The sequence below is a fragment of the Amycolatopsis coloradensis genome (assembly GCF_037997115.1).
Taxonomy (GTDB): Bacteria; Actinomycetota; Actinomycetes; order Mycobacteriales; family Pseudonocardiaceae; genus Amycolatopsis; species Amycolatopsis coloradensis_A.
On sequence record NZ_CP150484.1, the window covers coordinates 2274860 to 2289342 of the forward strand.

Sequence of the window (14483 nt, forward strand, 5' to 3'; positions counted from 1 at the left end):
GGACAGGCTCGGCCAGTGAAGGCCTCCTTCCCTCGGCTCAGCCGAGGAAACTCGACCTTCACACCTTGCTGAGGTACGTGAAGGACCCCCTAGCTACAGGAAGAGGCCTTCATATACCTCAGGCGGAGGCAAGACACCCCAGGGCCGAAGTCAGCGGTCGGCCCCCGCCGGGGCGTAGGTCGTCATCCGGCGGGCCACGTCCGTCCGCGAACGAGCCCCGAGTTTCCGCAGGACTTTGGCGACGTGCTGTTCGACCGTACGCGGCGAAAGGAACAACCCGTCCGCTATCTCCCGGTTCGTCCGTCCGTCGGAAAGCATTCGCGCGACCTCGAGTTCGCGGGGTGAGAGCTCCTGGCCGTAGCCGCGCCGTCCGCGCTGTGAGGGGGCCCACGCGCCGTGTTCCCGCAGCTGGTGGCGGCAGCGGCCGGCGTCCCTGGTCGCGCCGAGCCGCTCGTAGGCCTCCGCGGCCGCCGCGAGCTCCTCGATCGCCTTGCGGTCGCCCGCGGTGTGACGGCCCGCGTTGAGCCGGGACAGGGCCGCCCGCTCCCGGGCGCCGATCGCCTGATACGGCATCGGCAGCGCCTCGTAGCCCGCCGCCGCCTCGTCGAAAACCGTTGCCGCGGCGGGATGTTTGCCGCGCGCGTCGAGCAGGATCGCCTGGCCGGCGAGCAGCGCGACCCGGGAGACCGGCGAGTCCTTGCCGTCGATCCCGCGGGCGAATTCCTCGACCACGGCGTCCGCCTCCGACCAGCGCCCCGCCCGCGTGTAGGCCTCGGCCGCGGCGGGGACCAGCGCCGCCGCCCACACCCAGACACCCTTGCGCCGGGCCGCCGCGACGGCGTTGTCGGCCGCCGCGCACGCGCCGTCGACGTCGTCCGTCGCGAGGAGCACCCTGATCAGGACCCCCGCGGCCGAGAGGACGACGGGGATGGGCCCGTGTTCCGGAGCGTGGACGCCCGCCGCGGCCAGATGTCGTTGCGCGGCGGCGAATTCCCCGCGAACGGCGGACAACCCGCCGAGGACGAGCGAGCACTCCATGACGATCGGGCCGAGGTCGGGATAGGCGTCGCGCAGCTGTTCGGTGGCCTCCGCGAGGCCGGACCAGTCGCCGCGCACCCAGTCGAGCCGGACGCGGGTGCCCTGCGCGAGCCCGGCGGCGTAGAGCGCGCCGGCGTCGGTCGCGCGGCGGATCCCTTCCGAGACCAGTTTTTCCGCTCTGGCCAGATGGCCTGCCCAGGACTGCGCGTCGGCGAGGTTGCACCACAGCCGCGCCAGCTGGACCCGCTCGGCGACCCCGCTGCCCTGGTCCGGCAGCTCGGTGAACTCGGTCCAGGCCGATCCGTCGCCGATATGCGCCTGGGTGGAGATCCGGTCGCCGAGGAGCGCGAGCCGCAGTTCCGGGTCTTCGATCCGGTCGAAGACCTCGCGTGCCCGCTCCATCCAGACCTCGTGCCAGGACAACGGGGTCAGCCCGTCGATCGGCTGGGCGAGCAGGTTGATCCCGCGGGCGGCCAGCTCCGGCTCGTCGACCAGTTCGGTGATCGCCTTCTCCACCTCGACCCGGCCGCGGCCGAGGCGCCCGATCGTGCGGACCAGCAGCATCCCGAGGCTGAGCCGGATCGTCCCGCGCACGCTCGGGCGCAGGTCGGTGAGGTCTTCGAGGATTCGCTCCAGTGTCTCGATGACGTCCGGGCGGAACCCGCGCAGCGCGACCTGGCTGAGCTTCGTGGCCAGCCGGGCGATGTCGTCCTCGCCGAGCCCCGCCTCGGCGAGCACGGACTGGAGCAGGTCGATGGCCCGTGACGTGTCGCCGTGGGCGATGGCCTCGTCGGCGGCGGCTTCGGCGTAGTGGCGCCACTGTTCGGCCCGCCCCGCCGCGCGCGAGTGGTTCGCCAGCAGGGTGAGCGGCGGGACCGGCTGACCGGCGAGCACCTGGATGGCGCGCGAATGCAGCAGGGTGCGCTCCGGGCCGCTCACCGTGTCGTAAACGGCCTTGCGGGCCAACGGATGCCGGAAGCCATAGCGGTCGCCGCCGAGTTCGCCGAGGACACCGCCATCCAAAGTGGACAATAGGGCTGCGCGGAGCGCGTCGCCGTCGAGGCAGGCGAGTTCGCCGATCACCGCGGGCTCGGACGGGACGGCGAGCACCGCCGCCGCGCGGGCCAGCCGGACGGCGGGCTCGGGCAGCGCTTCGAGCCGTTCGGTGATGGCCTCGCGCAGGGAGATCGGGACCTCGAGGCTTTCCAGCAGCCGGTCGCTCAGCACCTCCCCGATCGGCAGGCGGCCGGCCGCGTCGCGCAGCGCTCGCAGGGTCTCCTCGACCACGAACGGGATCCCGGCGGTGCTTTCGTGGAGCTTCGCGGTGAACGGCGCGGAGACCCGCGGCAGGTCCAGCAGTTCCTCGGCCAGCTTCCCGACGGCTTCGACGTCGAGCGGGCCCAGCGTCACGCGGGCGGTCTGGACGTTCGGCGGGGTGCGGAACGGCATCCCCGCGCCTCCGTGTCCCGACGGCGAGCCGGTCCGGTACGCCGCGACGACGGCCAGTTCGGGGGGCATGGCCGCGGCGAGGAACCGCATGAGGTCACGGGTGCCTTCGTCGGCCCACTGGAGGTCGTCGATCAGGACGAGCGCGGGCCCGCAGGCGATCAGGAGCTCGCGGACGGCGCGGAACTGGCGGTGCCGTTCGGCGCACGGGTCGGCGAGTGGTTCCGGTTGGGGCGGAAGGCTTTCCGCCAGTTCGGGCAGCAAGGGTCTCAGCACCCCGGCCACCGGGCTGAGTGGACCGAGCGGCCGGTCGCCCGCCGAACGCAGCGCTTCGAGCACCGGGCCGAACGGGAACGGCTCGCGCATCGGCTGGCAGGCTCCCGAGAGCACCCGGCCCGCCGCGAACTCACGGCGTCCGGCCAGCTCTGCGAGCAGCCTGCTGCGGCCCATCCCGGGTTCGCCTTCGATCAGCACGGCGGCGGGACGGCGCAGCAGGATCTTCACGATCGCCGAGACCTCGACGTCGCGGCCCACGAGCGCCGTCGATCCGGCGCGGACCGAAACCGAGGTCGGGCGAGGGGTGGCAAGCCACATCATGCGCTCCTCGGTGGGGAGTTCCCGCTGAGCCCGACACGATCTTGTGCGTTGTCCTGCGGAGCCTAAGCACTGCCTACCGGGTCGTAAACCACCCAACACGGACACCCCGGGCACCCCCTGAGGCCGTTCGCGGACGCAGCGTCACCGGTTGGCTGACGGATCGTCGGTTGGAAAATCACCGGACACCCGAAACGTCGGCGACAAACCCGATTCGGCGATTCATCCCACGTTCAGGGGGTGGCCATGACTACGCAAGGTATTTGCTTCGAAACCCTACTTACGGACGTGCCCGTCCGGGTGCCTGCACTAGGTGGCCGCCCGTGGAGCAGGGGATTCGGTTCCCGAAGAATGGGTATACCTATCCCGCGCCGACCCGGATTGCGGCCTTCGTCCGAGTCCAGAATTCTCACCCGTCAGGGGAGGGACATCGCATGGCGAACCGGAGCCGTGCGTGATGACGAGGGAGAAGCATGAAGATCACGAAGCTCCTCGGTGTGGCCGCCACGGCAGCACTGGCCACCGGCGCGCTCGTCACGGGTACCCCCGCGGCAGCGTCCTCGGACACTCTGCTCAATCAAGACATGGTTCCCGCCCTGCAACGGGACCTCGGCCTGACCGCCGGCCAGGCACTCGCCCGGATCCAGAGCGAGACGGCCGCCGGCGCTCTCGAACAGTCACTCGCCTCGGCGCTCGCCGGCAGCTTCGGCGGCGCCAGCTACAACGAGGCCACCGGCAAGCTCCGCGTCGGCGTCACGGACGCGGCGAAACTGGGCCAGGTCCTCGCCAGCGGCGCGGAAGCGGAACTCGTGCGCTTCTCGGCCGCCCAGCTGGATTCCACTGTGGACAAACTGAACGCCGGTGAGCGCGCGGCGGACGGCGCGATCACCGGCTGGGGTGTCGACACCAAGACCAACCGCGTGACGGTGAACGTCCTGCCGGGCAAGAGCGGCGTCGTCGACTCGTACCTGGAGAAGGTCAAGGTGGACAAGGCCGCCGTCGCGGTGGTCGAGACCACTTCGGTGCCGACCCTGAAGTACGACGTCCGCGGTGGCGACGCGTACTACATCAACAGCTCTTCGCGCTGTTCGATCGGCTTCTCGGTCAACGGCGGCTTCCTCACCGCCGGGCACTGCGGTCCGGGCACGGTGACCGGTTACAACCGGGTCGCGATGGGCTCGTTCGCCCGCGCCAGCTTCCCCGGGAACGACTACGGCCACGTCCGGGTCAACAGCAACTGGGTGCCGCGCGGGGTCATCAACAACGGCACCCGCGTGAGCGGTTCGACCGAGGCGGCCACCGGCGCGTCGGTCTGCAAGTCGGGGTCGACCACCGGCTGGACCTGCGGCACCGTCGGCGCCAAGAACCAGACCGTCCGCTACGCCGAGGGCACGGTTTACGGCATGACCGCCACCAACGTCCGCTCGCAGGCGGGCGACTCCGGCGGCTCGTTCATCGCGGGCAACCAGGCACAGGGCATGTTGTCCGGCGGCAACAGCTCGGTGACGTACTTCTTCCCGGTGCGGCCGGCGTTGTCCGCGACCGGGACGTCCCTGGTCCTCGGCTGACCTCAGCCCCGGTCATCGGGGGACCGTGAACAGGACGAAGGGCGGACCGAGTGCCTCCAGCGCACTCGGGCCGCCCTTCGTCTTCGTGCCGCGGGAAGGTCTCAGACGTTGCTGATCTCCTCGATCAGCGCCTCGACGTCGAAGTGCTCGCTCTCGGAGCCGAGCGGGACGAGCTCGTAGGTGGACTCGAGGAACGACTCGACGTCCTCACGCTCGAGCTCGAACGACGCGTAGCCGTCGGGTGACTCGATTTCGAGCGTCAGCAGCGCCTCGTCCTCCGAGAGGTCGGGGCGGACGCGGACGTCGCCGAGCCCGGCGGGGTCGGTGAGGCCGGTGACGAGCAGCTCACGCGCGAAGGTCCACTCGACCCACCGGCCGCGCTCCGTCCGGAACGACACGGTGACCGCGAACGGTTCGCCGGCGTGGAAGGACAGGCGGGAAAGAACGGGCGTGCTGCTGTTGTTCAGCAGAACGAACTGGCTCTGGTGAATTGCGTCGGTGTGCACGGCCACTCCTAAGTGCTCGTGGTTCGCGCGGCGCGAACTTTTCGTCTCGGGGAGGAGATGGCCGGACACGCGCCGGATGACGCGACTGCGACGACGTTCACGCTATCGGCTGCATATGTCCATAGTGGTGTAACGCCGGGCACAGACCCCTTGCGTTCGGGCGGATACCCGTGGTGACCGAGACTGTCCTCTTTGGATCCGGGGCTGAAGGACGCCATACCCGCATGCGATGCGGTGAAGGACGCTTTCGCCCCATGAGACGCGGGGAAAGTCCCTTTCGGCCCCTCAGGGCTCCAGCGGCAGCGTCAGTCCGGTCTTGACCCGGTCCATCGCCACCGACGTCGTGAAGTGCCGCACGTTCGGATTGTCGAAGAACATCCGCCGCGTGAACGTCTCGAAATCCGCCATGTCCCGGCAGGTCACCACGAGCACGAAGTCCGCGTTGCCGGTGACGTAGTAACACTGCTGGACGTTGTCGTCCGCGAGCACCTGACGCCGGAACCCGTCGAGGACCGCGAGGTTCTCGCGTTCCATCTCGACCATCACCACGAACGTCATCGACAGCCCGAGCGCGCGCGGCGACAGCACCGCCACCTCGCGTTCGATCACCCCGGTCTCCCGCAGCCGCTTGATCCGCCGCTGCACGGCGGCCGCCGACAGGCCCACCTTCGCGCCGATGTGCTCGGCGATCGTGCGGGCGTCGGACTGGAGGCAGGCGAGGATGGCGACGTCCATGCGGTCGAGGTCGGGTGTGTGCACCAGGTCAGGCTAACCGGACGGCTCTCCCGGGCGCCTGTTCTTCGCTCGCGCCTCGACGCGGTGTGCGTCACCCGATCGGGTGCTCGGCCCGTGTGCCCGGTCACTCCCGGAAGAAGATGAGAATTCTTTGAATTGTGACCCGGAACACAACTGACGGGTCTACTGAATGGTAGCGCTTACAAGTGAATGGCAGACCTCTCATTTCCCCGCGAAAGGATTCCTTGGTGCCCTCATCTCAGGCCGCCGTTCTCGCCGGTATCGGCTCATGGCTGCCTCCGCGCGTGGTGGGCAACGAGGAGATCGCCCAGCGGCTGGACACCTCCGATGAGTGGATCCGCTCGCGGACCGGCATCGCCGAACGCCGGGTGGTCGATCCCGGAACGTCCACTGTGGACCTCGCGGTCGAGGCGGGGCGCCGGGCGCTGGCGTCGGCGGGGGAGACCGCGGCGGACGCCGTCGTGCTCGCGACCTCCACGGCCGACCAGCTGTGCCCGGCCAGCGCGCCGCAGGTCGCGACCGAGCTCGGGCTGAACGGTGTCGCCGCGTTCGACGTCAACGCCGTGTGCAGCGGGTTCGTCTACGGGCTCGCCACCGGCGCCGGGCTGATCGCCGCCGGGATCGCGCGGCGGGTGCTGGTGATCGGCGCCGACGTCTTCACCTCGCTCGTCGACCCCGAAGACCGCGGCACGGTGCCGATCTTCGGCGACGGCGCGGGCGCCGTCCTGCTGCGCGCGGGCGACCCGGACGAGCTCGGTGCGCTCGGCCCGTTCGACCTGCACAGCGAAGGCGCGCTCGCGGAACTGCTCTGGGTCGAGGCGGGCGGTACGAAGAACCGCCGCTCGGACGACCCGCGCGACCATTACCTGGTGATGCAGGGCCAGACGGTCTTCCGGCACGCCTGCGCCCGCATGGCCGAATCGGCGCGCGCGGTGCTGGACTCCGCCGGCTGGGAGGTCGGCGACATCGACCGGTTCATCGGGCACCAGGCGAACATCCGCATCCTGCAGACCTGCGCGAAACAGCTCGGGCTCGCGGAGGACGTGATGTACTCGAACATCGAGAAGGTGGGCAACACGAGCGCGGCGTCGATCCCGATCGCGCTGGCCGACGCGGCCAAGGACGGCGCGCTCCAGCCGGGGCACCGCGTCGTGATGGGGGCCTTCGGCGCCGGGCTGACCTGGGGCTCGACGCTGCTGCGCTGGCCGGACGTCATTCCGGGCTGAGCGCGTTCGCCTCCCAGGCGTGCGTCGGCTCCTGGCGCCCGCGCAGCTCGAGTTCCGCGTACGGCTTCCAGTGCGCGCGCTCGCTCTCCAACGCTGCCTTGAGCACCGTTTCGCTCGCCAGGATCCGGCCGTCGGCGGATTTCGCGTCCTCGGTCAGGCGCGCGGCCTCGTTCACCGCGTCGCCGATGACGGTGTACTCGAACCGGCTGCTGGTCCCCAGCTGACCGGCGAAGACCCGCCCGCTCGCGACGCCGATGCCGAGGTCGAGCTCGCCGGTCTCCTGGACGGCGTCCCGGATGGCCCGCGCGGCCGAAAGCGCCGCCGTGGGCGCGTCCGCCAGCCTGGTCGGGGCGCCGAAGACGCAGAGCGCGGCGTCACCTTGGAACTTGTTGACCAGCCCGCCGCGTGCCCCGACCGCGTGCACCACGCTGGTGAAGAACCGGTTGAGCGTCTTCACGAGGTCTTCGGGCGGGGTGCGGCTCGCCAAGGCCGTCGAATCGACGACGTCGACGAACAGCGCCGTCACCTCGCGCACGTCACCCGAAAGGGAGGCGCCGTACTCCAGCGCGTGCCGCGCCACCTCGTCCCCGACGTGTCTGCCGAAGAGATCCCGCATCCGCTCCTGCTCGCGGAGCCCGGCGGCCAGGTCGTTGACCGAGGTCTGGAGCAGGCCGATCTCGCTGGAGTCGTCGACCTCGACCACGATCTCCTTGTTGCCGCGCGCGATCTCGTCGAGCGCCACCCGCAGCCGGTGCAGTGGTGTCGCGACGGCCTTCGCGAGCAGGCCCGTCCCGATCGCGCCGACACCGAGGCCGATCGCCGAAAGCATGATCAGGCTCGCGACGTGGTCGCCTTGGCCGAGGTCCGGCGGGGCGGCCACCAGCAGCACCCCGAGGAACGGCACGCCGCTCGCCAGCGACCAGGTGACGACCACCCTGGTCCGCACGGTGACCCTGAGCGTGCCCTTCGGCGGGGTCACCTTGAGCGCGATCGTCATCACCGGCCGCGCGACCCATTCGGCGGCGAGGTAGGTGAGGCCGACCGTGGTCAGCCCGCCGAGCCCGATCACCAGCGCCATCCCGAGCGCGTCCATCCAGGACCCGAGCACCCGCGCGAGCGCGCCGAGCACGATCGTGCCGATCAGCCAGAGTGTCCCGCTGACGATCCCCATGTCGACCGGGAGCCGGAGCGCCCGCTCGGCCTCGGCCTTCGTCGGCGGGCGGCCGAACACGAACCAGACCGCCGTGCGCCGCTGGAGCCACGCCGTCCACAAGGTACCGACGATCAGCGCCAGCGCGACGATGCCGGCGGCGGTGACGCCGAGGATCCAGCCGCGATCGCCGACCTCGCTCGGCAGGCCCTGCAGGAGCAGCAGCAACGCGACCACACCGGCACCGCACACACTGGAACCGACGCCGAGCGCGGCGAAACCGAGACTGGTCCTGAGCACCAGCCGGAACCGGCTCGACATCGTCTTCCCGCGCACCCGGTGATCGTATGACCTCCGGCGGAAAACGGTTCGCCCGTTCTCGGGTGCGGTGGTTACCGTGCGGGTATGGAACCGCTGGGCCAAGACGAGATCAGAGCGTCCTTCGTGAACTGCACCCGAGGCGAGGCCAAGGGGGTCACGCTGCCCGCCCGGCCCGAAGAGATCCCTTGGGAGAACAGGGAATTCCTCGGCTGGCGCGATCCGAAGGCCGCCTCCCGGGCGTATCTCGTGCTGCCGTACCGCGGGGAAACCGTCGGGCTGTCCCTCCGGGCCGCTCCCCGGCCGAAGGGCCGTGTCCTGCTGAGCAACATGTGCGGCCTGTGCACGACGACACATCCGCTGTCCGACATCGCGCTGTTCTCCGGCCGCCGCGCCGGGAAATCCGGCAGGGAAGGGAACACGCTCGGCATCTACGCGTGCGCGAACCTCGCGTGCAGCCAGTACATCCGCGGCGAGTTGCAGTCGGACGTGCCGCAGCCGTTCGAGTCCTTGACGCTGGAGGAACGCGTCTTCCGGCTGGAAGACAAACTGCACCGATTCGTCGAGCGGGTGCTGGAGTCACGCTCACGAGGCGCGTCGGCCCTCAGAACCGCATCCGCAGGATCCGCCCCATCTTCTTGAACGCCGGGAACAGACCCGCGACCCACAACTGTGCCCGCATCGACGGCGAAATCCGCGCCTTCACTTCGGGCGTCGCGTAATCCGTCGAGTCGAGCTTCGAGACCAGGGTCAAGCCGAGCCGTTCCAGTTCGGAGATCTCGTCGATGCCCCAGTACAGCGTCGCCTTGGCCTTGCGGACCACCGGATTCAGCTTCTGCAGCTTGATCCCCAGCCTGCTGAAGATGTCGAAGACCATTTCGCCGCCCTGCGGGAAACGCGCGATCAGCCGCCGCAGCAGTTCCTCGCCTTCGGACGGCCGCAGGTACATCGTCAGCCCCTCCGCGATCACCAGACCGGGTTTGTCCGACGGGATCTCGTCGAGCCAGCCGAAGTCCGTCACGGACGAGCCGATGGTCCGGTAGCCGTCCCGCGCGGGGTAGATCCGGGCGCGCAGATCGACGACCTCCGGGTAGTCGACGTCGAACCACCGCACCGAAGGCGGCGGGTCGACGCGGTACACGCGGCTGTCCATCCCACAGCCGAGCTGGACGACGGTCGCGTCCGGGTGCTCCCGCAGGAACGCCGCCGCCCAGTCGTCCATCGGTTTGGCCCGCATCGCGACGGTCAAGCCCATGTCGGCGTTCACGCCCAGCGAAGCGAAGTCGTAGTCGATCTGCTTGACGGCCTCGTCGGCGGCTTTGTCGCCGAGGATCGGCCGGTCGCTGCGGGCGTCGAGTGCCCGGCCGTACAGCGTGGCGAGCATCGTCGCCTTCTCTTCGGTGAACCGGACCTTCTCCATCGCGCGCCCCCGTCAGAAGTTTCACAATCTTCTGAAAACTCTACTCGCCCGGATCCGCGAACGCCATCAAGGAAGCGTCAATCCCGGGTCGTGTAGTCGTGGACGTAGGTCTTGGCGTCGAGCAGATGCCGCAGGGTGATCTCCCGCGCGGCCGCCGCGTCCGAACCGCGGATCGCTTCGAGGATCGCGCGATGCTCGTCGACGGCCTTCCGGATCTGCCCAGGAAGCCGCAACGCCGCCCGCCGCTCCTCGCCGACCAGCGACAGCACCGAACGCAGCAGGTCGGTGACGTCGTCGTTGCCGGCGTTCTCCGCGATCACGCGGTGGAATTCGGCGTCGGCCGCGATCACGCGCAGCATGTCGCCGTCGGCCGCGGCCCGGTCCATCTCGTCGACGGTGCCCTCCAGCCGCTCGAGCACCCGTGGCGTGTGGTCGAGCGCGAGCCGCTCGGCCAGCGTCGGCTCGACGGTGGTCCGCAGGTCGAACAGCTTCTCGACCAGGTGCTCGTGCTCGGAGAACCAGCCGCGCAGGGGCCGCTCGTCGAGCTTCTCGCGAACGTACGTGCCCGACCCCGGCCGCACCTGCACGTAACCGATGGAATCCAGCACCCGCAACGCCTGCCGCAGCGAACCGCGGCTGATGCCGAGCTGTTCGCAGAGCGCCCGTTCGGCGGGCAGTCTCGATCCGGCGGGGAGCCTGCCCGAGTCGATCATCGTGCGCAGATGATCGACCGTCGCACTCCACACCTGTTCGCGCTCGTCACCCGCCACGGTGCCATCCTCGCAGGTTCGGCGGAACGCCAGGAATTGTCGGTGCGGGGTGTCATCATCCGAAGATGACTGGGGTGGCAGGGCTGATCAAGGCATGGGTGCACGGCTGGGCGCTTTCGCGCGGCGTCGGGGTCCCGGTCGCCGAACCGGACGGCTACCGGCTCGACGTCGGGCGTCCCGGGCATCGCGTGAGATACGTGCTGGCGGACGCCGGATCGGTCGCGCGCCGGGCGCGTTCGCTGACAGAGCCCGGAACATGGCTGAAGGTGAGTGGTTCGCGGGACGAGGTGGCGAAGACGGTGCCGCCGGAATGGGAGGTCGGCCCGCCGGAGTACCTGATGAGCGCCCCGATAGCGCTGCGGCCGGTGATGGCCGCGCCCGAGCCGTACCGGGCGGAGCTGGTCGGCGACGGCGTGGTCACCGACGTGGTGGTGCGCGCGCCGGACGGCTCACGCGCGGCCACCGGCCGGGTCGCGATAGCCGGCGGCACGGCGGTGATCGATCAGGTCGTGACGGAGCCCGAGCACCAGCGGCGAGGGCTGGGCAGGTTCGTCATGCGCAGGCTCGACGAGGTGGCGGTCGCCGCCGGGGCGGAGCGAGCGGTCCTGGTCGCCACGGAGGAGGGCCGCGCGTTGTACCTGACGCTCGGCTGGACGGTCGCCGCGGAGATCACCGCGGCTCATCTACCGGAGGAGAACTGAATGCCGGCGGTGTTCAAGGACATCTGCCTCGACGCGAACGACCACCGCGACCAGCGGCCGGTGGAGTGGCCGGTGGCGATCGAGGATCCGGCCGGTCGCGGCCCGCTGATCTGGATCAACCCGCTGCCCGAGGCGAAGACCGTGAAGAACCGCATGCACATCGACGTCTTCGGCTCCGCGGCCGAGCTGGTCGCCGCCGGGGCCCCGAGGGCAACGAGTTCTGCGTCTTCGCACCGAACGAGACATAACGGGCTCGTTGAATGTTCGACTAGACACATCCGGAGCGCGAAAGGAGGTAACGGTGCTTAGGGTGCGGACGTGAGCGCTTTATGACGTGGTGGCACGCGGTAGTGATCTTCGTCGCGGGGCTCTGGGCGGGCACCATCAACACGGTCGTCGGTTCGGGCACGCTGGTGACCTTCCCGGTTCTGGTCGCCCTCGGCTACTCGCCGCTGACGGCGACGACGTCCAACGCGATCGGCCTCGCCCCCGGCACGGTCAGCGGGGCGATCGGCTACCGGGAGGAGCTCAAGGGCTACTGGCCCCAGGTCGCCAAACTCGCCGTGGCGTCGTTCCTCGGCGCGATCTGCGGGACGATCCTGCTGCTCTCGCTGCCGAAGGACGCTTTCGAGACCGTCGTCCCCGCGCTGGTCGGCCTCGCGGTGGTGCTCGTGATCGTCCAGCCGCGAGTGGCCGCCTGGGTCGCGAAGCGCCGCGAGGAGAACGGGACGGTCCACAAGATCGGGCCGCTCCTGCTGTTCCTGATCTTCCTGATCGGCATCTACGGCGGATACTTCACGGCCGCGCAGGGCGTGATGATGATGGCCGTGATGGGGATGCTGATGTCGGAGTCGCTGCAGCGGCTCAACGGCGTCAAGAACGCCCTGTCGGCGGTCGTGAACATCGTCGCGGGCGCGATCTACGCCTTCATCGCGCCGGTCAGCTGGCCTGTGGTCGCGCTGCTCGCGGTCGGGTCGACGATCGGCGGCCAGATCGGCGCGAAGATCGGCCGTAAGCTCTCGCCGAAGGTGCTGCGCGGCGTGATCGTCGTGATCGGCCTCGCCGCGATGGTGCAGCTGCTTCTCAAATAGGACCGGCCCGATGCGCGTGCCGGCTCGTCCGCGGTGCGGGGTTCCCTTGCCTTGCCCTCGAAGAGGAACGGCCCGCGCTCCGTGGACGAAGCGCGGGCCGGCCGAAAGTGTGCTCAGCGCGGGAAATCCCCGGCCGCTTCGAGGAAGAGGTCGTTCTCTTCAGGTGTCCCGATGGTCACTCGCGCGCCTTCGCCCGCGAAGGGACGCACGATCAGCTTGCGCTCCAGTGCGTGCTCCGCGAACTCGGTCGTCCGCTCGCCCAGCGGCAGCCAGACGAAGTTCGCCTGCGTCTCCGGCACCTCGTAACCCTTGGCCACCAAGGCATCCCGGACACGCGTGCGCTCCGAGACGATCTCCTTGCAGCGTTCCAGCAGTTCGTCGGCCGCGTCGAGCGAGGCGATGGCCGCCGCCTGGGCGATCATGTTCACCGAGAACGCGACGTAGACCTGCTTCAGCGCGACGGTGATCGCTTCCGGGGCCACCGCGTAACCCACGCGAAGACCGGCGAGGCCGTACGCCTTCGAGAAAGTCCGCAGTACCGCGACGTTGTCCCTGCCGCGCGCGAGTTCGACGCCGTCCGGCACCTCGGCGTCGGTCACGAACTCCTTGTACGCCTCGTCGAGCACGACGAGCACACCCGAGGGCACGGCGTCGAGGAAGCGCTCCAGTTCCGCCCGCCGCACGACCGTCCCGGTCGGGTTGTTGGGGTTGCACACGAAGACCAGCCGCGTCTTCGGCGTGATCGCGGCCAGCATCGCGTCCAGGTCCAGCCCGTGCCCGGCGGTCAGCGGCACCTTCACGCTGACGGCGTTCGCCACCTGCGTGACGATCGGGTACGCCTCGAACGAACGCCACGGGAAGACGACCTCGTCGCCAGGGCCGCACAGGGCCTGGATCATTTGCTGGCAAAGGGAAACCGAACCGCAGCCGACGGCGATCCGCTCGACTGGCTCGCCCAGTTCGCGGGCCAGCCGCTCGACGAGCGCGGAAGCGGTGATGTCCGGGTACCGGTTGATGCCCTGCGCCGTCTCGGCTATGGCCTGCGCCACACTCGGCAGCGGCCCACCGGGAACCTCGTTACTCGCCAGCTTGATCGCGCCCTGGATTGTCCGGCCAGGGACGTACTTCGGCAACGATTCGAGATCCGCACGCGGCGAAACAGGTGACATCTTCGGCGCTCCTACGTCTGGGGGACGGCTCCGACACCGTATCCTCCCGCGCGAGCGCAAGCTCCGAATATTTACCTAAGAGTGGTCTGATGGAGGAATGACCCTGACGACCACCGTGGAACACCAGCACGCCAACGGCCACACGCTGCGCCTGACCTTCGCCGAACCGGACGGTGTCGTCCGCGGCGGGCTCGTGGTGCTGCACGAGGAGGCCGAAGAGGTCGAAGAGGGTCTGGGCCTGCTCCTGGCCGGTCTCGCCGGCGAAGGCTGGCTCACCGTCACTCCGCATCTCGACCGGGACGACCTCACGCAGCAGGACCTGCTCGAAGCCACCGACGCGACGCTCTCCTGGCTCGCCGAGCGCGGTGTCCAGGCGGATCTCGTCGGTGTGGTCGGTTTCGACCTCGGCGGGACGGCCGCGCTGGTCGTGGCGTCGAACCGCAGGCTGGGCGCGGCGGTCAGCGTCGGCGGGCAGGGCGTCACCGGGCTGCCGGTCCTGGTCGAGATCGCGGGACGGCTCACCAGCCCTTGGCTCGGCATGTACGGCGACGCGGGCGACGAGGCCGGAGGCGCCGAAGTCGAGCAACTTCGCGAAGCGGCGGCGACGGCGAACGTCGCGACGAACGTCGTCCACTACCCGGGCGCCAACCACCGTTTCGACGCCGACCCGGACGCGGCCGCGGAGGCCTGGCAGCGCACGCTGAATTGGTTCGACGCCCACCTGCGGTGA

Annotated in this window: 14 protein-coding genes; 7 read left to right on the forward strand and 7 right to left on the reverse strand. The window is 69.8% G+C overall.

Translation table 11 applies throughout. The annotated features are described in order from the left end of the window. Positions 1-150 precede the first annotated feature (150 nt). Entirely contained in the window at positions 151-3078 is a 2928-nt protein-coding gene (locus tag LCL61_RS10675) for a helix-turn-helix transcriptional regulator (RefSeq protein WP_340688546.1), read from the reverse strand. 473 nt (positions 3079-3551) lie between these two features. Between LCL61_RS10675 and LCL61_RS10680 the strand changes: the two genes are divergently transcribed. Further along, on the forward strand, positions 3552-4646 hold the full coding sequence (locus LCL61_RS10680) for a S1 family peptidase (RefSeq protein WP_340686687.1): 1095 nt from the start codon (positions 3552-3554) through the stop codon (positions 4644-4646). Between the two features lie 101 nt (positions 4647-4747). On the opposite strand, the gene LCL61_RS10685 is transcribed toward LCL61_RS10680, so the two are convergent. Together LCL61_RS10685 and LCL61_RS10690 are read right to left on the reverse strand one after the other, a co-directional pair. Beyond that, entirely contained in the window at positions 4748-5152 is a 405-nt protein-coding gene (locus LCL61_RS10685; RefSeq protein WP_340686688.1) for an SsgA family sporulation/cell division regulator, read from the reverse strand. Positions 5153-5437: 285 nt separating this feature from the next. Next, positions 5438-5911 (reverse strand): Lrp/AsnC family transcriptional regulator, encoded by a 474-nt coding sequence (locus LCL61_RS10690; protein ID WP_125679070.1) that lies wholly within the window; start codon positions 5909-5911, stop codon positions 5438-5440. Positions 5912-6135: 224 nt separating this feature from the next. On the opposite strand from LCL61_RS10690, the gene LCL61_RS10695 reads away from it, so the two are divergent. After that, the gene (locus LCL61_RS10695; RefSeq protein WP_340686689.1) at positions 6136-7134 is read left to right on the forward strand and encodes a beta-ketoacyl-ACP synthase III; all 999 of its coding nucleotides are present in this window, start codon (positions 6136-6138) and stop codon (positions 7132-7134) included. Here the strand turns inward: LCL61_RS10695 and LCL61_RS10700 are convergent. Further along, positions 7121-8605 carry an adenylate/guanylate cyclase domain-containing protein gene (locus LCL61_RS10700; protein WP_340688547.1) on the reverse strand — a complete coding sequence of 495 codons (1485 nt, stop codon included), beginning with the start codon at positions 8603-8605 and terminating at the stop codon, positions 7121-7123. The genes LCL61_RS10695 and LCL61_RS10700 overlap by 14 nt on opposite strands. A gap of 84 nt (positions 8606-8689) precedes the next feature. Between LCL61_RS10700 and LCL61_RS10705 the strand changes: the two genes are divergently transcribed. After that, positions 8690-9244, forward strand: a complete 555-nt coding sequence (locus LCL61_RS10705) for an FBP domain-containing protein (protein ID WP_340686690.1) — start codon at positions 8690-8692, stop codon at positions 9242-9244. Here LCL61_RS10705 and LCL61_RS10710 read toward each other — a convergent pair. After that, complete coding sequence (locus LCL61_RS10710; RefSeq protein ID WP_340686691.1) at positions 9207-10022, reverse strand: class I SAM-dependent methyltransferase; 816 nt, start codon at positions 10020-10022, stop codon at positions 9207-9209. The two genes, LCL61_RS10705 and LCL61_RS10710, sit on opposite strands and share 38 nt — an antisense overlap. Positions 10023-10099: 77 nt before the next feature. Beyond that, positions 10100-10792 carry a FadR/GntR family transcriptional regulator gene (locus tag LCL61_RS10715; RefSeq protein WP_340686692.1) on the reverse strand — a complete coding sequence of 231 codons (693 nt, stop codon included), beginning with the start codon at positions 10790-10792 and terminating at the stop codon, positions 10100-10102. A 74-nt stretch (positions 10793-10866) separates the two neighbouring features. Here LCL61_RS10715 and LCL61_RS10720 point away from each other — a divergent pair, with 74 nt between their 5' ends. Genes LCL61_RS10720 through LCL61_RS10730 form a run of 3 tightly spaced genes read left to right on the forward strand, consistent with a single transcriptional unit; the run spans position 10867 to position 12584 of the window. Then, positions 10867-11493, forward strand: a complete 627-nt coding sequence (locus tag LCL61_RS10720) for a GNAT family N-acetyltransferase (protein ID WP_340688548.1) — start codon at positions 10867-10869, stop codon at positions 11491-11493. After that, positions 11494-11802 (forward strand): VOC family protein, encoded by a 309-nt coding sequence (locus LCL61_RS10725; protein WP_340686693.1) that lies wholly within the window; start codon positions 11494-11496, stop codon positions 11800-11802. Positions 11803-11822: 20 nt separating this feature from the next. Further along, positions 11823-12584, forward strand: a complete 762-nt coding sequence (locus tag LCL61_RS10730; protein ID WP_125679063.1) for a sulfite exporter TauE/SafE family protein — start codon at positions 11823-11825, stop codon at positions 12582-12584. Positions 12585-12697: 113 nt separating this feature from the next. Here LCL61_RS10730 and hisC read toward each other — a convergent pair whose 3' ends face one another. Beyond that, positions 12698-13753: a histidinol-phosphate transaminase gene (gene hisC / locus LCL61_RS10735; protein WP_340686694.1), complete on the reverse strand. Its 1056-nt coding sequence runs from the start codon at positions 13751-13753 to the stop codon at positions 12698-12700. Between the two features lie 97 nt (positions 13754-13850). Here hisC and LCL61_RS10740 point away from each other — a divergent pair, with 97 nt between their 5' ends. Next, the gene (locus LCL61_RS10740) at positions 13851-14483 is read left to right on the forward strand and encodes a dienelactone hydrolase family protein (RefSeq protein ID WP_340686695.1); all 633 of its coding nucleotides are present in this window, start codon (positions 13851-13853) and stop codon (positions 14481-14483) included.